Origin of the sequence: Kineosporia sp. NBRC 101731 (assembly GCF_030269305.1) — a bacterium.
GTDB lineage: Bacteria > Actinomycetota > Actinomycetes > Actinomycetales > Kineosporiaceae > Kineosporia.
The window spans coordinates 222,282-243,289 of record NZ_BSTC01000005.1; the positions used below are offsets into that span (position 1 = coordinate 222,282).

Annotated in this window: 15 protein-coding genes; 7 read left to right on the forward strand and 8 right to left on the reverse strand. The window is 71.0% G+C overall.

Annotation, left to right across the window (positions count from 1 at the left end; all coding sequences use genetic code 11):
- Positions 1-19: 19 nt before the first annotated feature.
- From QSK05_RS16575 to QSK05_RS16590, 4 genes are all read right to left on the reverse strand, one after another.
- On the reverse strand, positions 20-619 hold the full coding sequence (locus tag QSK05_RS16575; RefSeq protein WP_285598124.1) for a hypothetical protein: 600 nt from the start codon (positions 617-619) through the stop codon (positions 20-22).
- Positions 620-765: 146 nt separating this feature from the next.
- On the reverse strand, positions 766-1,377 hold the full coding sequence (locus tag QSK05_RS16580) for an LbetaH domain-containing protein (RefSeq protein WP_285598125.1): 612 nt from the start codon (positions 1,375-1,377) through the stop codon (positions 766-768).
- The gene (locus QSK05_RS16585) at positions 1,374-2,738 is read right to left on the reverse strand and encodes a glycosyltransferase (RefSeq protein ID WP_285598126.1); all 1,365 of its coding nucleotides are present in this window, start codon (positions 2,736-2,738) and stop codon (positions 1,374-1,376) included. The genes QSK05_RS16580 and QSK05_RS16585 overlap by 4 nt, the downstream gene beginning before the upstream one ends.
- Positions 2,739-2,740: 2 nt before the next feature.
- Complete coding sequence (locus tag QSK05_RS16590; RefSeq protein WP_285598127.1) at positions 2,741-4,345, reverse strand: sugar transferase; 1,605 nt, start codon at positions 4,343-4,345, stop codon at positions 2,741-2,743.
- 606 nt (positions 4,346-4,951) lie between these two features.
- Between QSK05_RS16590 and QSK05_RS16595 the strand changes: the two genes are divergently transcribed.
- Both QSK05_RS16595 and QSK05_RS16600 read left to right on the forward strand, forming a co-directional pair.
- A complete protein-coding gene (locus tag QSK05_RS16595) occupies positions 4,952-6,409 on the forward strand; it encodes an AbeC-like domain-containing protein (protein WP_285598128.1) in 1,458 nt (485 codons plus the stop codon).
- Between the two features lie 7 nt (positions 6,410-6,416).
- On the forward strand, positions 6,417-7,742 hold the full coding sequence (locus QSK05_RS16600) for an MFS transporter (protein WP_285598129.1): 1,326 nt from the start codon (positions 6,417-6,419) through the stop codon (positions 7,740-7,742).
- 43 nt (positions 7,743-7,785) lie between these two features.
- Here the strand turns inward: QSK05_RS16600 and QSK05_RS16605 are convergent, their stop codons facing one another.
- Positions 7,786-9,036 carry an MFS transporter gene (locus tag QSK05_RS16605; RefSeq protein ID WP_285598130.1) on the reverse strand — a complete coding sequence of 417 codons (1,251 nt, stop codon included), beginning with the start codon at positions 9,034-9,036 and terminating at the stop codon, positions 7,786-7,788.
- Between the two features lie 52 nt (positions 9,037-9,088).
- Here QSK05_RS16605 and QSK05_RS16610 point away from each other — a divergent pair, with 52 nt between their 5' ends.
- Positions 9,089-10,213: an ROK family transcriptional regulator gene (locus tag QSK05_RS16610; protein WP_285598131.1), complete on the forward strand. Its 1,125-nt coding sequence runs from the start codon at positions 9,089-9,091 to the stop codon at positions 10,211-10,213.
- Between the two features lie 33 nt (positions 10,214-10,246).
- Here QSK05_RS16610 and QSK05_RS16615 read toward each other — a convergent pair whose 3' ends face one another.
- The gene (locus QSK05_RS16615; protein ID WP_285598132.1) at positions 10,247-10,618 is read right to left on the reverse strand and encodes a VOC family protein; all 372 of its coding nucleotides are present in this window, start codon (positions 10,616-10,618) and stop codon (positions 10,247-10,249) included.
- A gap of 27 nt (positions 10,619-10,645) precedes the next feature.
- Between QSK05_RS16615 and QSK05_RS16620 the strand changes: the two genes are divergently transcribed.
- Positions 10,646-11,608: a threo-3-hydroxy-L-aspartate ammonia-lyase gene (locus tag QSK05_RS16620; protein WP_285598133.1), complete on the forward strand. Its 963-nt coding sequence runs from the start codon at positions 10,646-10,648 to the stop codon at positions 11,606-11,608.
- Here the strand turns inward: QSK05_RS16620 and QSK05_RS16625 are convergent.
- A complete protein-coding gene (locus QSK05_RS16625) occupies positions 11,592-13,628 on the reverse strand; it encodes a putative bifunctional diguanylate cyclase/phosphodiesterase (RefSeq protein ID WP_285598134.1) in 2,037 nt (678 codons plus the stop codon). The genes QSK05_RS16620 and QSK05_RS16625 overlap by 17 nt on opposite strands.
- 454 nt (positions 13,629-14,082) lie before the next feature.
- Here QSK05_RS16625 and QSK05_RS16630 point away from each other — a divergent pair, with 454 nt between their 5' ends.
- The 3 genes from QSK05_RS16630 (at position 14,083) to QSK05_RS16640 (ending at position 19,245) form a co-directional block, all read left to right on the forward strand.
- Complete coding sequence (locus QSK05_RS16630) at positions 14,083-14,355, forward strand: hypothetical protein (protein ID WP_285598135.1); 273 nt, start codon at positions 14,083-14,085, stop codon at positions 14,353-14,355.
- Positions 14,352-17,882: a coiled-coil domain-containing protein gene (locus tag QSK05_RS16635; RefSeq protein WP_285598136.1), complete on the forward strand. Its 3,531-nt coding sequence runs from the start codon at positions 14,352-14,354 to the stop codon at positions 17,880-17,882. Before QSK05_RS16630 ends, QSK05_RS16635 begins: the two co-directional genes overlap by 4 nt.
- A 553-nt stretch (positions 17,883-18,435) precedes the next feature.
- Positions 18,436-19,245, forward strand: coding sequence for a hypothetical protein (locus QSK05_RS16640; RefSeq protein WP_285598137.1), 810 nt, complete (start codon positions 18,436-18,438; stop codon positions 19,243-19,245).
- Here the strand turns inward: QSK05_RS16640 and QSK05_RS16645 are convergent.
- The gene (locus tag QSK05_RS16645) at positions 19,239-20,687 is read right to left on the reverse strand and encodes a sugar transferase (RefSeq protein WP_285598138.1); all 1,449 of its coding nucleotides are present in this window, start codon (positions 20,685-20,687) and stop codon (positions 19,239-19,241) included. The genes QSK05_RS16640 and QSK05_RS16645 overlap by 7 nt on opposite strands.
- Positions 20,688-21,008 lie beyond the last annotated feature (321 nt).

Below are 21,008 nucleotides of genomic sequence, written 5' to 3' on the forward strand. Positions count from 1 at the left end.
CTTCCCGCGGGCGTGACTGCTAACGCCGGCTGGTGTGCACGATCGTGCCCACCCCGGTGAGGATCAGGCCGAGGAAGAAACACCCCCAGCTGAGGACCAGGCCGATGCCCGGGTCGCCGGCCGGGTGCAGGGCCACATGCAGGGCGAACGAGACCAGCCCGCTCACCGCCAGCACCACGCCGGTGATGATGCTCAGGCGCAGCAGGCCCTTGGTCTCGCGCAGGGCGTGCAGCACGGTCGTCCCGGCGGGATAGGGCACCGTGCCGCCGACCGCGACGCCGTGCCGGTCGGCGCGCACGCCTCGCAGCCCGGCCGTCGGCTCGTATCCCAGAAGTGCTTCGCCACCGTTTGATTCGAGATCGTCGAGCAGGTGCTGCACCGTGCGTCTCAAACGCTGGTCGCGCAGGGCAGTGGCCACCTCGTGCTCGGCCTCGGACAGCGACTGCAGGCTGCCGCCGTGCAGCTGCCGCAGAGCCGGGGCACGGAAGACCAGACTGTCGTAGAGCTCGGTCAGCGCATGGTCGACGGCCTGGGCCGGACCCGGGCCGATACGTCCCGCCAGCAGGCTCGCCCGGCCTGCCGCGAGTGCGGAGAGGTAGCCGACGACAATGCTTTCCATGAATCCCCCCGGATCGTCACGCCGGTGAGCATGGCACAGCGACCACCGCCGGAGAGGGGGATTCGGCAAAGACCGACCGTTCGCGGGGAGGTTTTGCATGATCACGGAAAAATACTCGTCGTGATCATGCAAAACCTCCCCGATGATCAGGAACGGCGGCCGCGGACGGCGTGGGCCGGAACGACCTCTCCCGGTTCCACCGTCGCGCCGCGCAGAACTGTCGCCCGTGCGGCCACCCAGGCACCTCGTCCGATCGTGATCGCGGCGTTGTCGAACTCGAACGCCGGGTCGCCGTGGCGATGACTTCCGGTGCAGAGCATGGCTTCCTGGCTGATGCACACGTCGTCGCCGAGGCTGATCGGCTCGAGGTTCAGCAGCCAGGAACCCTCACCGATCCAGCAGTCGTCACCGATGGTCAGCTTCCACGGCCACAGCACCCGCACCCGGTGGCGGATCAGGACCCGTTCGCCCACGGTCGCGCCGAACGCCCGCAGGATCGGCGGCCGGAACCGGGCCGGTAGCCACCACTTCGAGAACACCAGATTCATCGTGGCGAACCAGGCGGCCTGCCAGAGCTTCGAGCGGCCCTTGTCGTAACCGGCGCCGGTGAAGGCGGCCAGGTCGCGCCCGGGCCGGAGGGCGCGGTCGTGCGGCGTCAGCAGGATGTCGAGGGCGGGCACGCGCCGGTGCCCCGGGCTGGGCACCGACCGGATGGTCTGGATCTGCGGTAGCTGCTGGATCGGGTCGGTCTCGCTCATCCGGCGACGCACTCCTCGACGATCGCGTCCAGACGCGCGGCGGCGGCCTCGCGTCCCAGGTGGGCCTGTGCGTAGGCGCGCCCCAGCACGCCCATCTCGGCGCAGTGGGTGGGCCGTCGGCGCAGCGTGAGCACGCTGTCGGCCAGGGCGGCCGGGTCGCCGGGGGCGATCAGGTGGGCGGCGCCGTTGGTGCGGCGCAGTTCCTGCGCGGTGGCGCCGTCGGGGGCGACGGCCGCGATCACGGCACGCCCGGCGGTCAGGTACGAGGTGAGCTTGCTCGGCAGCGACATGTCGCCGACACCGGGCCGTTCGTTCACCACGAGCAGGTCGGCGGCGGCCAGCGACTGCGGGTACTTCACGCCGTCGAGCGGGTCGACGAACTCCAGGTTGCTCAGGCCCCGGGCCTGGGCGCGGATCGCGGCCCGCTGGCTGCCGTCGCCGATGATGACGAAGCGCACGCCGGCGTCGCGCTCGGCGCAGATCCGCGCGGCCTCCACCAGGTTCCCGAGATCCTGCTTCAGGCCGATGTTCCCGGTGTGGACGACGGTGAAGACGCCCTGGGGCCAGCCGAGGGCCTGCCGGGCCTCCGGTCCGGACAGGCCGCAGGCGTGAATGTGCGTCCAGTTCGGCAGCAGGCGGATGCGATCGTCCGGTACCCCGTAGGCGTGCAACTGGGGGCGGAAGGCGTCGCTCACCACGGCGACCAGGTCGGCCCGAAGCAGCGCGTACCGTTCGACCGCTGCGGTGGCGGCGCTGACCCGTCCACCGCCTCCGGAGATGCCGCTCTGCGTGGCGGCTTTCGCCATCAGGTCCTGCACCACGACGATCAGCTTGGCGCCGGTGCGACGGGCCACCCGGGCGCCGGCCACCGCCCCGCCGAGCGCGGGGGTGACGGCGACCACGACGTCCGGTCGTTGCCCGATCGGGGTACTCAGGCAGTTCATCAGGAAGGTGAGCTCGTAACCGGCTCGCCGGACTGCACTCTGGCGGGCGGGCACGTAGTGCCGCAGGCGTCGGATCAGCAGGCCGTCGTGCTGACCGAGCCCGGCCAGCCCGTCGAACGCGTCACCGACCTGGCGGGCGATCTCACGGGTGCGCAGGCGGAAGCGGTACTGCGGTTCGAGCTGCCAGTTCGGGTAGTGCGGCATGCCGGTGAGCACGGTGACGCTGCGGGCCCTCGTGGTCAGGTGGTCGGCCATGCCGGTGGTGTACGGGGCGATGCCGGTCGGTTCGGGGGCGTAATTGATACCCACCACGAGAACGTGTTTCGAGCCCAGCGAGGTGGTACTCCGCTGGGCGGGAACCACCGGCGCCTTGGGCAGGATGACCGGAAGCTCGTGCGGGGTGAAGGTTGAATCCATGGTCAGTAGGCTCCCGAGCCCTGGGTGACGGCGCGGACGGTGCGCCACAGAATGGACAGATCGAGCGCCAGCGACCAGTTGTCGACGTAGCGCAGGTCGAGCCGCAGCGACTCCTCCCAGGTCAGGTCCGACCGGCCGGAGACCTGCCAGAGACCGGTCATCCCCGGGCGGACCCGCAGCCGGCGGATCTCGGTGGGGGAGTAGCCGGCCACCTCGGTGGGCAGCGGGGGACGCGGACCGACCAGGGACATGTTGCCGCGCAGCACGTTCAGCAGTTGTGGCAGCTCGTCGAGCGAGTACTTGCGCAGTACCCGCCCGATCCGCGTGATCCGGGGATCGTTGCGGATCTTGAACAGCACACCGTTGCCCTCGTCCACCTCGGTCAGGGCGGACAGCCGGGCCTCGGCGTCCACCACCATCGAGCGGAACTTGTACACGGTGAACTCGCGGCCGTCGGTGCCCACCCGGGTCTGACGGAACAGCGCCGGGCCCCGGCTGGTCACGCGCACCACCAGGGCCAGGGTCAGCATCAGGGGACCGAGCAGTGTCAGCAGCACCAGGGTGGCGCTGTAGTCGAAGGCCACCTTCAGCGCGCGGCGGGTGCCCTTCAGCACCGGGCGTTCCAGGTGCAGCAGCGACATCCCGGCCAGCGGCCGGATCGACAGCCGGGGCCCGGCCACCTCGACGATGCCGGGGGAGACCAGCAACTCGACGCCGCGTTCCTCCAGGGCCCAGGACAGGCGGCGCAAGGCGTGCCCGGACAGGTCGGGCTGGGAGACCACGGCCACCGCGTCGGCGTCGGCCAGGTGCACGGCCTGCAGCACATCGCCCGGGGTGCCCAGCACCGGGACGTCGTGCACGTGCGAGAGCACGACCTCGCCCGCGGGCAGGCACACGCCGACCGGGACGATGGCGTGGTGCAGGGAGTTCTCGGTCTGGTGCAGCTGCTCGATCAGGGCGATCGCGGCGTTGCTGCGGCCCACCACGATCGTGCGGTGCAGTCCTTTGCCGGTGGAACGGGCCTGGCGCAGCCCGATCCGCAGCACGCAGCGGCAGGCCATGCTGCCCAGCACCGCGCACGGCACGGACATCAGGGCGATGGTGCGGGGGAAGTTGCCGTTCAGGCAGTAGGCCGCGGCCGCGACGCAGGCGAAGAGGATCAGCCCGGCGCGCGCGATGCGGCGGTACTCGTCCGGCCCGGCCCCGATGTAACGGTGCTCGTAGGTGCGGTAGAGCCAGGCGAGCGTGACCCAGGTCAGCGGCAGCAGGAGCGGCAGCACCAGGTAGGCGTCCGGCACGGTGTTGAACCGCACCCGCACGGCCAGCGCGGCGGCGAGTGCACCGACGGCCAGGTCGCACCAGCGTGCATACCGGCTGTAACGGGACATCAGCACCCTGGGTCGCTCCAGGCGCCGGGTGATGCGGTGGCCGATGCGGACGGACGGTACGAGCAGTTCCTCGAACGTCGCCTCGGCCGGGTCCGCGAACGGACCGGGAAAAGCGGGGGGATCCGATTCCGCCCGGGGGACGGGTGGCGTGGTCGACGGTTTTCGGTCGAACAGCTGGTCGATGGACAGACCTGCTCCAGAAGCCTCTGAAACGGACATCGAAATTCGGCCCCCCACGGCGCGGAAAAAGGGTCCGGCTGGATAAAGACCCCCATTGGCCGACGTCGGATCCCGATGTTCAGGCTAGGGCGAATGATCTTACTGTGTGCTGTCTTTCCCGTACTTACGGTGCTTGCGAACCGTTCGGTCCGGGTCTGTGGCTCACCTGGGGGAGGCCCGGGTTCGCCAATCGGCTGATCTTTACCCGGGGGAATTCACCGGTGCCGGCCGACCTAGGGCGCAGTGGTATTACGGCGGCGGCAGAACCAGGATTTCCCGGCGGGGTGGAATCAGCTGTTCCAGCATTCACATCAGCATTCACACTGACGCCTGAGTGAAGGCATTCGCGACGGGCCCGGCCACCGGGAGTGCCGGCGGGGGCCTGACAGAACGCCGTTGCCTTCCCTGGCCGGCTGATTGCTCCGTGTTGCTCAATCACTGTGTGCAATCAGAAAGGTACACCAAGTGCCGAAGCGCTGCGGCGTGAAGGTATTGACTGGTAGCTATGTGTGATTAATGGTGATTTGAACCGACTGGCCCGTGCGGGGGAGATGGACTCCCGCAGACGGGGCGCGCGTGCCGGCGGCCCCGTATGAGGAGCGACAGGTGACTGTGAACGAGACCACCGGCGCCGGGGCGGCCCGGCACCTTGCACCACCCAGCCAATCGTCAGCGCCGCCCGACGACCTGGTGACCCGCCTGCTGTGCGCCGCCTGCTATCTGCACGACGACATCGCCGACTCGGTCGAGGCGAACCTGCTGACGCCGTCCCGGCGTGCGCTGAGCCCGAACTGGCAGGTCGACCAGGTGGCGCTGGGCCGGCACGCGGCCCGGGCCACCGGGCTGCGCACCGCCCGCGACCGCTGGCTGCTGACCGAGCTCTGGTACCTGATCGGTCTGGGCGTGCTGGGTCTGCTGCTGACCTTCACCGGGGTGCTCAGTCTGTTCCAGCTGGTGCTGGCCGTGCTCTTCCTGGCGTTCTGGGCCTACGTGGTGGCGGCCGGGATCGTCTACCACCAGATGCGCTCGGCCCGGCGATCGGCGATCGACGTGGCCCTCGACCCCCGCGCCGACCCGCCCCCACGGCTGCGCCGGGCCTCCACCGAGGAAGCCCTGCGCGATCTGAACCATTGCAACGCCGTGCTCTACCGGGCCGACACGGCGCCCTTCGTGGGCTCCGGGGTCAAGCTCGACAACTGGCAGATCACCATCGACATCAGCCGCCGCACCGAGCCGGAGTTCGAGCCGGTCACCGGTGCGGCGCTGCAGGCGGCCCTGCTGGAGCTGCTTCCCGGCAAGATCACTCCGCGGCCGTCGGGGGCCCACCGGCTGTACGTGCGGGGCGGAGCGGGCTCCCTGGGGGTGGACCTGTACCGGTTCGGTCCGCTCGAGCCCGGCCTGGACCGGGACGGCGAGCTGAACTACCGCCGGCCGGTCACCGTGCTGTCACCGCTGGCCTTCCGGCCGTACTTCGACCGGCGCGACGAGATCGCCCGCACCTACACCTGTTTCCAGCAGTCGGCCTGGGGCGGGCAGGTCGTGGTGACGCTGTTCGTGCGGGCCTGGGTGGCGAACGAGACACTGTTCATCGAGGGTCAGGTCTACGCGCTGCGCCCGCTGCACTCCGAGCTGTACGAGGTGAGCGAACTGGAGACCGGCACGGTCGCCGAACTCCAGGAGCTGGGCCGGCTCGCCCTGATCGACGCACCGGCCCTGCTGATGAACGCCCCCTCGACGATGATGAAGAAAATGCGGGCGGCCCGGCTGCGGGCGGCCAACGCCGACGAGGCGGACGCGGAGATCGCCACCCGCCGCGACGTCGACTTCGGTGCGGTGAAGAGCGTGCGGGAGCAGGTGACGAACTACGACCTGGGCGATCACTTCGCGGCCGCCGACGAGGAGGTCTACTACCAGGCCTTCGTGCGCCGGGCGATGGAGTGCATCGGGCTGTTCCTCACCTCGCGCGGTGTGGACACGACCGAGTTCTCCGGCCAGAGCGCGGAGATCATCACCCGGACCAACGAGAACGCCCGCAGCATCTACGGTGCCGCGACGGGCGGCTGAGCCGCGCGTGCCGAGCCGATTCGCCCAGGCCTCACCCCGTCACGTCTTCCGCGCCCTGGGAGTGCGCAACTTCCGGCTCTTCGCCGGTGGGCAGGTGCTGTCGGTCACCGGCACCTGGATGATGATCGTGGCCCAGGACTGGCTGGTGCTCGGGATGACCGACCGCCCGGGCCCGGTGCTGGGCCTGGTCACCGCACTGCAGTTCGTGCCGCTGGCCCTGTTCATGCTGTACGGCGGGCGTCTGGCCGACCGGCACGACAAGCGGCTGCTGCTCATCGGGGCGAACAGCGTCTCGGCCGTGCTGGGACTGGTGATGGCCGGGCTGGTGCTGAGCGGGCAGATCACGATCTGGCAGATCTGTGTCTTCGCGTTCGCGGTGGGTACGGTCAACGCCCTCGAGGTGCCCACCCGGATGTCGTTCGTCAGCGAACTGGTGGGGCCCGCCCTGCTGCCCAACGCGTCCGCCCTCAGTTCCGCCTACTTCAACATCGCCCGGGTGGCGGGCGCCGCGCTGGCCGGGGTGCTCATCGCCGGGGTCGGTGAGGGATGGGTGCTCGTGCTGAACGCGCTGAGCTACGCCTTCAGCGTGGCCGGGCTGGCCCGGATCCGGGTGGGTGAGCTGCACCGCTCGTCCGTGCGCCCGCGGGACGGGATCAGGGCCGGGCTGCGCTATGTGGCCGGTCGTCGTGACCTGCTCTCCCCGATCGCCCTGGTCGCCGTGATCGGCCTGTTCGCGCTCAATTTCCAGCTCACCCTGCCGCTGCTGGCGAAAACCGTGTTCAGCGCCGACGCCGGCGAGTTCGGCCTGCTGTCAGCAGCTCTCGCGGTCGGCTCGCTGGTGTCGGCCTTCGTCACCACCGCCCGCACCAGCCGGCCCCCGGCCCGGCTGGTCTGCCTCAGCGCCGTGGCTCTCGGGGTGGCCGAGCTGGCCGCCGGTCTGGCGCCCACGTTCGGCAGCGCGATGATGCTGCTGGCGGTCGTGGGCTTCACCTCCATGTACTTCGCCCAGGCCGCCAACCACCGCATCCAGCTGGGCAGCGACCCGCAGTACCGCGGCCGGGTGCTGGCGCTGTACTCGCTGATCCTGCAGGGCACCACACCGCTCGGTGCGCTGGTGATCGGCTGGGTCAGCGAGGGTCACGGCGCCCGCTGGGGCCTCTACCTCGGCGGGGTCGCCGCGCTGGTGGCGGGGGTGGTGGGGCTGGTCCACGAACGCACGCAGCGATACCGGGTGGACGACGTGCCCGACCCGGGTGGGTCGTCCACCCTTGATCTCCCGGAACCGGAGGAGAACCGGCGCGAACTGGCCCCTCCGATGCGCCGGATGCCCTGAACCGGCCGAGAGCGGTTTCGTGACGTGGCGGCGGCAACGCGCCCTAGTGGGTCGCGTCGACGTGGGCCACCGGGTGCCGCGGGAAGGTCTCCTTCGCGCGGTAGGCCAGCACCAGGGCGACCGCGGTCATGATCGAGCCGAGCAGGGGCAGCAGCGCCAGATAGCCGTGGCCGTAGAGGCGCTCGCCGATCAGGGCACCGCTGCCGATGCCGATCTGGAACGCCACCACCTGCACCGAGGCCGCTGCGTCCGGGCTGCGAGGAGCCCGGCGGATCACCGCGGCCTGCAGGCTCAGTGACATGGGGGACGAGGAAAGGCCCCAGAACAGTACGGCGATCACGGTGACCACCAGGCCCGGGGTGCCGACGAGAACGGCCATCGACGCCGCCATGCCGCCGAAGATCGCCATCATCACCAGGTCGGGGCGGCGGTCGATGAAACGCCCGGCGAGGATGTTGCCGAGCACCCCGGCCACCCCGAAGCCGAGCAGCAGCAGGGCCAGACCCCGCCCGTCCAGGCCACCGTCACGGCGTACCAGCGGGGCGATGTAGGTGTAGGCGGCGAACTGGCCGACCACCGCGGTGAGGGTGATGAGACAGCCGGGCAGGGTGGCCCGGGAGCGGACCTGCCGGGCCGCGGCGCGGAGCTGGCCGCCCAGGGTCTTGGCCGCGTCACGGGGGAGCACGGGCAGACGGGGCACGACGATCAGGAAACAGATCAGGCTGAGCGCGCCCACACCGGCCACACTCGCCACGGCCACCCGCCAGCTGGTGGCCTGCCCGACCACGGTGGCGATGGGCGCGCCGAGCACCATGGCCAGCGACGAGCCGGTGAAGACGACGGCGGTGGCCCTGCCGCTGTGGCCGGGAGGGGCCAGACGGGCGGCGATCGGGGCGACGATCGCCCAGAACACGCCGTGCGCGGCGGCGGAGAAGATCCGGGTCACGGACAGGATGGTGAGGCTGGGCGCGAACGCCGCGACCAGCTGGGCCACCACGAACACGGCGAGTGTGGCCGCCAGCAGCCGGTTGCGGGTGAAGCGCATGGTCAGGGCGGTCATCGGGATCGTGGTGACGGCGGCGACCGCGGCGTACGAGGTGAGCAGCAGGCCCACCTGGGCCTCGGTGACGTCCAGGTCGGCGCTGATCTGGGGCAGCAGGCCGATCGGGAGGACCTCGGCGGTCACGTAGATGAACGAGCACGTCGCCAGCACGGTCAACGCGGCATAGTTGGGTCTGTCCGGCGCGGTGATCGTCGGGTCGGGCAGGCCAGGGGTGCGGGTCGGGCTGGACACGTGATTCACATTAAACTCTGTCTTCGAGTAAATACAGGGAGTTGGACCGATCGTGATCGGGACCAGGGCGTCCGAACTACTTCGGGTGGTGCACGAGAACCCGGACATCACCCGGGCTGACGCCGCCCGTACGGTCGGTATCGGCACCGGGGCGGCGACCGAGCTGGTGGCGCGTCTCACAGCCGCCGAGCTGATCAGCGAGCGCCCGGCCGGGCCGGCCGGGCGGGGGCGGCCCACCACCGTGCTGCAGCCGCACCCGCGCGGTCCGCTGGTACTGGCCGTGGCGTTCGCCCACGAGACCTGGCGGGCCGAGGTGGTGCAGCTCGGCGGTCAGGTGGTGGCCTGTGACGGGGACGAGCAGATGGCCGGCGCCTACGGGGACGGCGAGCGCATCCTGCACGAGGTACAGGGGCGTCTGACGAAGCTGCGGCGGCGTTTTCGCGGCCGGATCCGGGGTATGGGCGTCTCGGTGCCCGGGCTGGTGGCGATGGACCGGTTGATCGAGGCGAGCACGCTGGGCTGGTCGGGCCTGGACCTGAACGTGTTGTGGCCCAAGGCCCCGGTGATGGCGGTGGGCAACGACGCCACGTTCGCGGCCTCCGCGGAGTCGCGGCGGGGTGCCGCGGTCGGGGCCGCGGTGGCCCTGCACATCCGGGTGGACGCAGGTCTCGGCGGCGCGCTGGTGGAGTCGGGCCGGGTGCTCACCGGTGCGGTGGGGCTGGGTGGGGAGTTCGGCCACGTGCCCTTCGCCGGGGACGACGTGGAGTGTCCCTGCGGGGCGCGGGGTTGCTGGGGGGCCAGCCTGGACGGTTTCGCCCTGGCCCGGTTGCTCGGTCAGCCGGTGCCGGCCGATCCGGTGTCCTACGCCCGGCGCGTGGTGGCCTCCGGCGGCCGGACCGAGCGGCAGGCCGTGGAACTGGTCGCCGGTCGGCTCGGCCGCGGGATCGCCGGTCTGGTCAACGCGGTGGACCCGGAACTGGTGACCGTCGGCGGGCTGGGCGTGGACTACCTGAACGCGGCCTCGCGCGCGCTGGACGACGCCTACCTGGCCGGTCTGATGGCCTTCCGCCGCGCCGACCCGCCACCGGTGCTCGCCGCGCAGTTGCTGGAGGGCGGTCCGGTGGCCGGGGCGGCCGAGGAGGCCTGGACGCGGTTGTGGCCGTTGCTGCCGACCTGATCGGTTCTGTGTCGCAGGACTGTCGCAGGATCGTCAGAGGAACAGGCAGAACGGATGGCCCGAGGGGTCACTGAGGACGCGGACGTCGTCCTGGGGCTGAAAGTCGTGCAGCACGGCGCCGCACTCCTGGGCGAAGGCCACGGCCGGTGCCAGTTCCGTGACCCGGATGTCGAGGTGGACCTGCATCGGGGTCTGGTCGGTGCCGGCCGGCCAGACCGGCGGCCGGTAGTTGCTCTCCAGCTGGAACGACAGGCCCGGCCCGGCCGGGGCCCCGAGCGTGCGCCAGTCCGGGAGCTCGTCCTGCGTCAGTTCCCAGCCCAGGAGGCGGAGGTAGAACTCCGACAGCATCTGCACGTCGTCGGTGTCGAGCACGATGTTGCTCAGCGACAGGTCCGGTCGATCCACGAGATCTCCTTATCTAGGATGCAGCTCATGTCCGTTTCGTACTCCGATGTCGAAGCCGCGGCCGAGCGTATCGCCCCAGTGGTGCACCGCACACCCGTGATGACCAGCCGCCGCATCGATGAGCAGGCCGGTGCCCAGATCTTCCTGAAGTGCGAGAACCTCCAGAGAGCCGGTGCTTTCAAGATCCGCGGGGCCTACAACGCGCTGGCCCGGCTGGATGAGGGGCAGCGGCGGGCCGGGGTCGTCGCGTACTCCTCGGGAAATCACTCCCAGGCCGTGGCCCTGGCCGCGAGCATCCTGGGGATGTCGGCGACGATCGTCATGCCCCACGACTCCCCGGCATCGAAACTGGCTGCCACACAAGGCTATGGCGCTCAGGTTGTGCACTACGACCGCTACACGCAGGACCGGGTGGCGATCGCGGACGCGCTGGCCCGCGAGAGGGGCCTCACCGTCGTGCCGCCGTTCGACGATCCGTACGTGATCGCGGGGCAGGGCACGGTCGCCAAGGAACTGATGGAGGACGTCGACGGTCTCGACGCGGTGTTCGCCCCTCTCGGGGGTGGTGGGTTGCTGGCCGGAACCGCGCTCGCCGTGCGCGCACTCGCGCCCGCCGCCCGGGTGTACGGGGTCGAGCCGGAAGCCGGTGACGACGGCGCGCAGTCGTTCCGCTCGGGGGAGATCGTCACCATCGCGGCCCCGCGGACGATCGCGGACGGTGCGCAGACCACGGCGCTGGGCGCGCACACCTTCCCGATCATCCGCAGCCTCGTGACCGGCGTCCTCACTGCCACCGATGCCGAACTGATCGACAGCATGCGGCTTCTTGCCGGTTCGGCGAAACTCGTCGTGGAGCCGACCGGCGCCCTGGGCCTGGCCGCCGCACTGCGCCTGGCCCAGGGTGAGCTGGCCGGCCGCCGGATCGGGGTGGTGCTCAGCGGCGGGAACGTCGACCTGGACCGCTACGCGTCGCTCATCGCCCGCGGATGAGGTAGTCGCCGGCCTCGGGAACCGGTAGTGGGGCGCTGTAGTAGGTGCCCTGGGCGTGGTCGGCGCCCATCGAGATGATCAGCGCCTCGTCCTGCTCGGTCTTCACTCCCTCGACCGTGACCGACAGGCCCAGCCGGTGGGCCAGCGCGATGGTCGCGGCGAGCACGTCGCGCCGGGCCGAGCTGTGGGTCGGCGGCTGGTGACGGCCGGTGCCGAACCAGCGGTCGGTGAGACGTGTCGGCGCCGGCTCGGAGCGGGCGGTGTCCTGCGTGTCCTGCGTGGCCTGCGTGGAGAGGAACTCGCCGGCCAGCTTGAGCGTGTGCACCCCGAGAGCGGGCAGGTCGGGCAGCCGCGCGAGATGGGCCTGGCCGGTGCCGAAGTCGTCGAGCGCCAGGCTCACGCCGATGTGGGCGAGGTCGCGGATCACGCGGCGGGTGGCCGGGTCGCCGAGAGCGGCGTCCTCGGTGATCTCCAGCTGCAGCAGATCGGCCGGGAGACCGGTGCGCTCGAGGATCGTGACCACGTCGCGCACGGTCGCCGGATCGGTCAGCTGTTGCGGGTCGAGGTTGACCGAGACGATCGGCCCCCGCGGCAGCAGATGGTTCCAGGCCAGCCCCTGACGGCAGGCCCGCTCCAGCACGCTGCGCCCCAGTTCCTCGATCAGCCCGGCGCGCTGGGCGAGCGGGATGAACGCGTGCGGCTCCAGCAGCCCGTGACGCTCGTGCTCCCACCGGGCCAGAGCCTCCACCATCTCGACCCGGCCCGAGCGCAGCCCGACGATCGGCTGGTAGTGCGCCAGCAGCCGTCCCGATCCGATGGCGCCGGGCAGTTCCGCGGCCAGGGCGAGCCCGGCGACCTGCTTGGTGGCGCGCTCGACCTCGAACAGGGCGATCGAGCCGGTGCCGCGCTCGCGGGCCCAGGAACCGGCCAGACCGGCGTCGCGGAGCACGGTCTCCGGATCGGCGGAGCCGGTGAGCCGGGAGACGACCCCGACCGACGGTGACAGCACCATGGCCCGGTCGCCGAGGCTGATCGGCGCGCGCACCGCGAGCTGGGCGGCTGCCACCCGCTGGAGGACGTTCTCCTGGCCCGCGGTCGGCGATTTCGCACCGATCGCCGCCACGATGAACTCGTCACGCCCGATCCGGCCGATCAGGTCGTCCTCACCACCGAAACGGGCCGACAGCCGCTCGGCGACGGTGCGCAGCAGCTGATCGCCCACCTCGGTGCCGAAACCCCGGTCGAGGGGCTCGAACCCGTCCAGCGAGAGCAGACAGGCGCCGAGCACGCCCGGGGGTGAGGTGGCCAGCCGGTCGGTGAGCGCGGCGACGAAGCCCTTACGGTTGAGCAGGCCGGTCACCGGGTCGAGCAGCTCGGCCTGGCGCTGGTCGGCCCGCGCCCGTTCCAGCGCCAGCAGCGCGGAACTGCGGATGGCGTCCTGCTCCTCGAGCGTGCGGTCGCGCACCGCCCGCACGAAGCCCTGGCTGATGAACGAGATCACCTCGGCCACCCGCTCCTGCCGGTCGTCGTCGGCCGGGACCAGGAACTTGCGCATCACCAGCGCGTTGGTGCGGCCCAGGGCGATGGGGGAGCCGAAACCCAGAGCCACGAGCGCCTGGCCGATCTCGGTGCCGGGGGAGGGATCGAACGGGGTGCGCCCCAGCATGTCGATCAGCCGGATGGTCCACCGGCGCAGTTCGGCCACCACCACGGTGCGGTCGGCGGTGACGTAGCCGGTGGAAGACAGCAGCCGTGCCCATTCCCAGGCGAACAGGGCGGTGTCGATGGCTGCCTCGTCCGGGGGCGTCGGGTGACCGTCGGTCGTGACCGTGGGAATGCTCTCCTGGCTCATCCGGGCCTCGCCATTGCCTTTGCTGTTCAGGAGTGGACTGTTCGGAAGCGGACTGTTCGGGAGTGGACGGGAGCCGTTGGCGCCGGCGCGGATACGCACCAGGTGTCTGGGTATGCCGTTCGTCGTGCCGGCCGGGATCGTCTTGGCCCGTTCGGGGCTGGGGTCCACCGGAATCCTCCGCAGCTCAGTGCAAGGAACTCAGTCCAACAAGGCCGACGCAGCAGTTCGCTGCGGCAACACGATGCACATGCTCCGTCATCTTGCCGTGGCAACGGTGACCACGCGGCAGTGGTCTCGGCCGTCGTACGAGCCTAGTGGGTTGTTTTGCGCATACCTAGCGGAAGCGGGCACTGTGTCGGGGAATGGCGCTGACCAGGCCCGACGGCGTGTCGCGGGCCGGGAAGGCCTTCTTCGCCCACGACGGGGATGCAGCGCGGGTGCCATAACTCGGTTCGGACACGCAGAAGCTTTAACTCAGAGTTGACGTCCACTACAGTGAGCGACGCCAATTCGGATGGCGGAGTGGAGCCGGTCAGCGCCTGCAGGGAATGCACACTGCGCCCCGGGCAGCCTGGGGTTCAGGAGCGTGCGGAGCTCCTGTACATGTGAAAGGGGCTTCGCCGTGCCGGAGGACCTTTCGGAGGTCGATCTCTCGGGTGTCGCCGTCGGCGGCGCCGGACTCCTCCTCGTCGTGCTCGGATGCGCGGTGGTGTTTCTCGCCGTGCGCTACCGGCGCGAGAACATCCAGCTGAGAGTGAGAAACACCGAGTTGTCGATGGAGAACGATCGCTGGCACGAAGATTTCGCGGCGGCGACCGGTGAGCTGACCGCCCTGCGCGAGGGTCTTCATGCGGACTGTGCCTATCGCGGATCCCCCCGGGCGGAGGCATCATGAGCGACTTCCCCGCCGGGTCGAAGGTCGCCCAGGTGCGTCGTCTCGCCGGTCAGATGCTCGACAGCGCAGCCGATTCGGCCGAGCGCACGCGCACCGAGATGGAGCGCAACCCTGAGCTGACGGTGGCCGCGTTGGCGATCTCCGCCCTGCTGCTGGTGCTCGTGGTGCTGGTGATGCGTGCGATCCGGCGTAGCGCCCGCCGTCACCAGGCGGCCGAACTGCGCGACGACCTGGTCGACGCGGTGCGGATGGGCGAGATCGACGTCAACGACTTCCGCGTCTTCGCGATGATCGACTTCTGTGACCGGGTGGCCCGGCACGGCCGCCGTCCTCACTCCGGCCGCCATGCGAGCAGTCGGCCGGTGCTCGACAGCGCCCTCGCCAGCAGTCTGATCAGTGCGGTCGGGCCGGGCAGTCTGCTGCCACCCGGCGGCCCGTTCTGGCCGTACGCCGCGCCCGAGCCCGGTGAGGTCGAGGTCACCGACGTGTGGGTGCGGGCCGTGGGCTTCCAGCGCCAGATCGTGGGTGAGCGGCGCAGCCGTCTCGACGAGACCGTCGAGGCCGTGCCGACACCGGGCTCCGGCCCGCGTCCGCGCCGCTTGGTGTCGGTGCCGACCGGCGAGGTGCCGGTGGCGGGCGGCCCGGCCGACGACCGCGACCTGGCCGCACCGGAACGACTGCTGTCCGCGGAGTCGGCCGCGAACGTCGGGTCGATGCTCGAGAACGCTTCCACCCGGGCCGAGCTCGACGCGGTGCGCTCGCTCGAGATCGTGCCCGCCCCCGAGACCGACGAAACGGGTGACCTGGAGACCGCGCCGGCGCGTCATCGGCTCCCGACGCAGCCGGCGCCGGTCGTCGACCTGCGTGACTCGTCCGTCGACGTGCGGTTCGCCGGGGACGACGCCGGGTCCCGGACCATTCTGCCGGTGACCAGCCCGATCGGCCCGGTGGTGGCGTCGGCGGTCACGGTCGGTGACGAGTGGAAGCCGGTCAGCGGTGAGCTGCGGATTCCCGGCCCGTCCGGGACCGACCTGGCGGTCGTCCACCCGTCCGGGGGGTTGGAGGACGAGGCACCTGTTCGGGTGGCCGGTGCGACGACCCAGGCCAGTGGGTTGTCGGCTGTCGCCGGACTCTCGCCGGTGGAATCGCCTGCTGTGGAAGACTTGTCGGCCGGTTGCGTCGACAGCAGGGTGGCTGCAGGTTCTGGTCTGGCGGAGGGTTTCGTGGTTGATGCCGCGGGAATCCTGCCGGTCGGTGCCACCCGGAACCCGTCGGTGGATGCTCCACGAGACGTGACCGGTGCTGGTACCAGTGCTGTGGCTGGTGCTGCGGTGGACGCTGGGGCCGGTGCTGCTGAGGGTGCTGCTGAGAGTGCTGTGGACGGCGCTCGGGAGAGTGCCTCGACGGGTGTCCGCGCGGATGGGGGAGCAACTGCTGATGTGCCCGCGGCCCGCCCGGGGATGACCATGGCCGAGGCGATGAAGGTCGCGGCCACGCCTCCGGTCGGGGTGCCGGCCTGGGTGCCGGGCGAGGCGCCGTTCCCGGATGCGCACGATGCGCTGTTCGGGCCGTTGGCCGGTCCGGTGGTGACCTCGGACGAGGAGCCTTCCGCCGAACTGGAACCGGTGTTCTTCGCTGCGACGCAGGCCAAGTGGGCCGCGAGCAGGGCGGCGCAGGACCGGGCCGCCCTGGAGCGTCTGGCCGGTGAGGTGGCCGAGCGCGAGCGGGCGCAGGCCCGGGCCGCCGCTGACCGGCTCGGGGCCGAGCACGCCGCGGCGGAGTGGGCGGCCCGGGAGTGGGCGGCCGTCGAACTGGTCGCGGCGGAGAAGGCGGCGGCCGAGCGGGGCGAGGCCGACCGCCGGGCGAGGCTTCGGGCCGACCTGGAACGTTTCGAGCAGGCCCGGGCCGCACAGGTGCGGGCCGAGCGGGAGCGTCTGGAGCAGGCTCGTCTGGCCGAGCTGCGCGCCGAGCAGAAACGCACCGAGCGACTGCGTCTCGAGGCCGAGCAACTGCACGCCGAGCGGGAACTGGCCGCGGCCGAGTTCCGGGCGGCCGCGCAGTTCCGCGCCGCCGCCGCGGCCCGGGCCGCCGAGGCCCGCCGGGTACTCGCCGCTCTGAAGAACCTGGACACCCCGATCGCCGACCAGGTCGCGGCGCGGGCTGTCGGGTCGGGCCCGGTGGCCGGGGTCGAGATGGAGTCCGGTGCGCCTGAGGTCGACGCGTCGACCTGGACCGGCGCGTCTCAGGTCGCGGCGCGGGCTGTCGGGTCGGACCCGGTCGCCCGGGTCGAGACGGTGGCCGGGGTCGCTGCGGCTGACCTGGCGGACCCGGCTGCCGGCGCTGCGTGGTCGGACGCGCAGACCCGGACGGAAGTGGCTGCCCGGTCGGAGGTACCGGCTGAGATGGACGCCGAGGCGGCTACGGCGGATGCCGTGACCGTGCGGTCCATCGACCTGCGCGGGCTGGAGGCTCCGCAGCAGATCGATCTCACCCGCATCGAGCGCGAGCAGGCTGAGCGCGAGCAGGCTGAGCGTGAGGAGTTCGGGGACGGGCCGTTCGGACGGGTACCGGCGTCGGCGGGGTTCGGCCGTCACGAATTGCGAGACATCGGGGCGGCTTCCGTGCCGGTTCACCACGGGGCACGTCGGGGGCCGCTACCGGACTCCTCCGCCCCGTACGACCACCTGAGCCTGAAGATGACGCACGGTTCGCCGGTGCAGACCTTCGCGGGTGGGTTTCCGGGCGACGGGCGGTACGGCCCGCGTTCGGGTGCTCCGGGAGGATTCGCGGACGGTGCGGCATCCCGTCCGGAGGGCCCGGCCCGTCGGACGGGACGCCGTGCCGACCTCTCCCGGCACCAGGCCGGCCGGCCCAAGGACGCGATCTCCGGGCCGATCGACCTGCCGTTCTTCCCGAGGACGTCCGTGGCCCCCGAGACCAACCCGATCCCGGTCGTCGAGGGGCCCGGCGATCCGGAGGGGCTGCGGGCCGTCGTCGGCCCGAGCACGCCGAGCACGCCGAGCACGCCGAGCACGCCGAGCACGCCGAGCACGCCGAGCACGCCGAGCACGCCGAGCACGAGGAACGGACGGACACCCTCGTCCCCGGATACCTCCGCGATGTCAGTCGTCCCGCCGGGGTCGGACGGTGCGCCTGCCGGCGACGGCCGCGTGCCGTCCGGCGCATCGTCCGGAAGGACGTCGTCCTCGGACACCACCCCGGCCCCGCGTGGTTCGGAGCACCGCCCGCGCTGGATGGCGCCGGCCGAGCAGGTCGGCGGGGTGATGGAGAAGGGACCCGGCGGGCAGGACGATGCCGGAGAGCCGGGCGGCGGGGCTGCGCGGACCGGGTTCTGGGGGTTGCTTCCTGTCCGCCGCCCGCGCACCACGGTCACCGAGGTGACCGGGCACGGCAAACCGCCGGGGGGCCTGGTGCCGTTCACCGGGCAGATTCCGGTGCAAGGTGGTTCGGCCGGTACGGATGGGCAGGATCTGCGGGAGAACGAGGGCGAGGCGGTCCGGCACTGATTACCGCGGGTCATTTCGTTTAAAGCCGTCGCCGCGCGCTCACCGAGCGTGCGGCGACTGTTGTTTGAGGCATGGATGCACCCCTGCACTACCGAGAAATTACATCGCGAGATGTCCTGAATTGAACCGGCAACGAATTGGTTGCCACGGGCATCGGCCGGAAGAGTCCACGGGTGAGGTGTGCCCGATGAGGCGGTATCCACCCGCACAGGGGTCGGGTGGATACTCGCCTTCGCCACAGGGCGCCGAGCGGCCGAAAGGCTTCTGAGTAGCGCTGCGCTGCAGTCACTTTGCCGAGCGGAGGGGGTTCGGTTGCGATGCGGCTGCAGTGCGCGGGCGCGGAGACGATTGCTGAGATCACATAGCCATACCACTTTCTTTTAGTCGTCAATGGGCCGTTCGTGCCGTACCTTGCCTTGACCGGTGACAGATCCGGGCGAATGAGCGAAAGTGGGAGTCATGTGTGCGTTGCGCGGACTTCCCGGGAAGGACTGCGCGGATGGGGCAGATGGGCATGACCCAACAGGTGCCGAGTGGCGCGATGAGCCAGCCGATGAGCCAGCCACCGTTCGGTGAGGTGGGGCCGGCCGCAGTGCTCTTCTCCGTGGTGGAGGGAACGACGCGACGGGCCGTGCCCCCGGGGCAGGAGGTCACGATCGGCCGGAGCCGCAACTGTGACCTGCGCATCGCCTTCGAACCCGAGGACGACCACGTCTCCCGGCAGGCTGCCACCCTGCGGGTGCTGGCCGACTGCGTGCTGATCCGCAACGTCTCCTCGTCCAAGCTGCTCCAGCTGCGCCCGCCCACCGGCGCGGCCCGCACGGTCGAGCCTGGCGCGGCGACCACCTCGCTGCCCTGGCGCCAGTTCGACGTGGTCGTCACCGGCCGGTTCGGGCGCGACTACGTGGTGCACGTCGACGCCCGGGGTCTGCCGCCCTCACGCGCCGAGGTGGACGACGAGTCCGACTCCTCGCCCACGGTCGTGGTGCCGCCGATCATCCTCACCCCGGCCCAGCGGCGCCTGCTCACGGCGCTCTGCGAGCCGCTGCTGACCCGTTCCGGCCCGGAGGCCGGTGCCGCCACCTACCGCCAGGTGGCCGAGCGGGTCGGGCGCCGTCCGGGCTATGTGCGCAACGTGTTCAAGCAGGTGCGCGAGAAGCTCGACAGTCACGGCGTGCCCGGCCTGGTCTCGCGGGAGCGCCCCGACGCGGCTGAGGACTTCCGGTTGCCCCTGGCGATGTGGGCCATCCGCAGCGGCACGATCACCCACGCCGACCTGGCCCAGGCCCAGACCTGGTTCGCCGTGGCCGCGTCCGACCCGGAGGCCGCGCTGGACACCGACGACGACCACGACGCTCAGTAGGCCCCGTCGCCCTTCACCACGGCCCGCACCGTGCGCCAGAGGATGCTCAGGTCCAGCGTCATCGACCAGTTGTCCACGTACCGCAGGTCGAGCAGCAGCGATTGTTCCCAGCTGAGGTCGGAACGGCCGGACACCTGCCAGAGGCCGGTCATACCCGGGCGCACGCGCAGCCGGCGCACCGCGTCGCCGGAGTACCCGGCCACCTCACGGGGTAAGGGCGGGCGCGGGCCGACCAGGCTCATGTCGCCCTTGGCCACGTTGATCAGCTGGGGCAGCTCGTCCAGGGAGTAGCGGCGAAGGAACGCCCCCAGCGGTGTCACCCGGGGGTCGGTGCGCATCTTGAACAGCACCCCGTTGCCCTCGTCGTGCGTGGTCAGGTCGATGAGGCGGTGTTCGGCGTCGGTGACCATCGAGCGGAACTTGTAGATCGAGAACTCCCGGCCGCCCACCCCGACCCGGGTCTGCCGGAACAGGGCCGGACCCGGGCTGGTGACCCGCACCGCGATCGCCAGGCCGATGAGCAGCGGTGACAGGGTCAGCAGGATCGCGGTACCGAGCATCCGGTCGAAGGCGGCCTTGAGCAACAGATCGCCGCCGGTGGCCGTGGGCTGTTCCAGGTGCAGCAGCGACAGGCCCGCCAGCGGCCGGATGGACAGGCGGGGCCCGGCCACCTCCACGATGCCGGGAGAGACGATCAGCTCGACGTCCAGGTCTTCCAGGGCCCAGGCCAGCTCCCGCAGCGGATGGCCCCACAGATCGGGGTGCGACACCACGGCCACCACGTGGGCCTGCGTGGCCTCGACGGCCTCGATCACATCCTCGGGGCCACCCATCACCGGCACGCCGTCCATGTCGCTGGGGGTGACCGGGCTGGAGGCCAGGCAGATGCCGACGGGCACCATGCCGCGATGGCTGTTGTGGCGCAGCAGGTGCACCAGCTCGCGGGCGCCCTCGGCGTCTCCCAGCACGATCGTGCGCTCCAGCCCGATGCCCGCGGCCCGGGCGTGGTGCAGGCGCACCCGCAGGAGCTTGCGGGCGGCCAGGGCACCGACGACGGTGACGGGGACGGCGAACACCACCACCGAGCGGGACACGTTCGTGCGGGAGAGGTACGAGGTGACGGCGATCATCGCGAACAGCACCACGCCCGAGCGCAGCACCCGCTGGAACTCCTCGGTGCCGGCCCCGAGGAACCGGCGCTCGTAGACCCGGTCCAGGCCGGCGATGCCGATCCAGATCACCGGTAGCACGATCGGGATCCAGGCCCAGAGGCCCGGCGCCTCCCGGTCGAAACGCAGCATGATCGCCAGCAGCGCAGCGGCGCCGGCGCACAGCGCGTCGGCGAGGATGGCGTTGCGGCGGTACCGGGTGAGTACGGCCCGGGCGTCGATGTCCGCGTGGCGGGGGAGCCCCTTCGGTGGGGTGCCGGAGGGGACCGTCACTGAACCTGACACTGCACTCGCACTGCCCACAACCCCCGGTGCCACGGGAGCGCCGGGATCAGTGGCATTCCTGCGTTCAGCGTGACCATCGGTACTGACGTGCAGGTCGTGGCCAGTGGGGTCGGTCTTACCTCGTGAGTGCTCACGCCGGGACCTCAAGACAAACCCCCAGAACATGCCAGTCGGGTCAATGTCGTTTTCCCGGCCCGTATTTGCTGGCCCCCCAGCTCCGGGTCCGGGCGATCACACCTTAGGCCATTCATCACTGCCCGAGGTCGGATATTCACAATTGGTGACGCGATTATCCGAGCAGGTCAGAGG

Coding starts and splice junctions, on each gene's coding strand:
- QSK05_RS16575 (WP_285598124.1), bottom strand. CDS start 619: ATGGAAAGCATTGTCGTCGGCTACCTCTCCGCACTCGCGGCAGGCCGG.
- QSK05_RS16580 (WP_285598125.1), bottom strand. CDS start 1,377: ATGAGCGAGACCGACCCGATCCAGCAGCTACCGCAGATCCAGACCATC.
- QSK05_RS16585 (WP_285598126.1), bottom strand. CDS start 2,738: ATGGATTCAACCTTCACCCCGCACGAGCTTCCGGTCATCCTGCCCAAG.
- QSK05_RS16590 (WP_285598127.1), bottom strand. CDS start 4,345: ATGTCCGTTTCAGAGGCTTCTGGAGCAGGTCTGTCCATCGACCAGCTG.
- QSK05_RS16620 (WP_285598133.1), top strand. CDS start 10,646: ATGTCCGTTTCGTACTCCGATGTCGAAGCCGCGGCCGAGCGTATCGCC.
- QSK05_RS16635 (WP_285598136.1), top strand. CDS start 14,352: ATGAGCGACTTCCCCGCCGGGTCGAAGGTCGCCCAGGTGCGTCGTCTC.
- QSK05_RS16640 (WP_285598137.1), top strand. CDS start 18,436: ATGAGCCAGCCACCGTTCGGTGAGGTGGGGCCGGCCGCAGTGCTCTTC.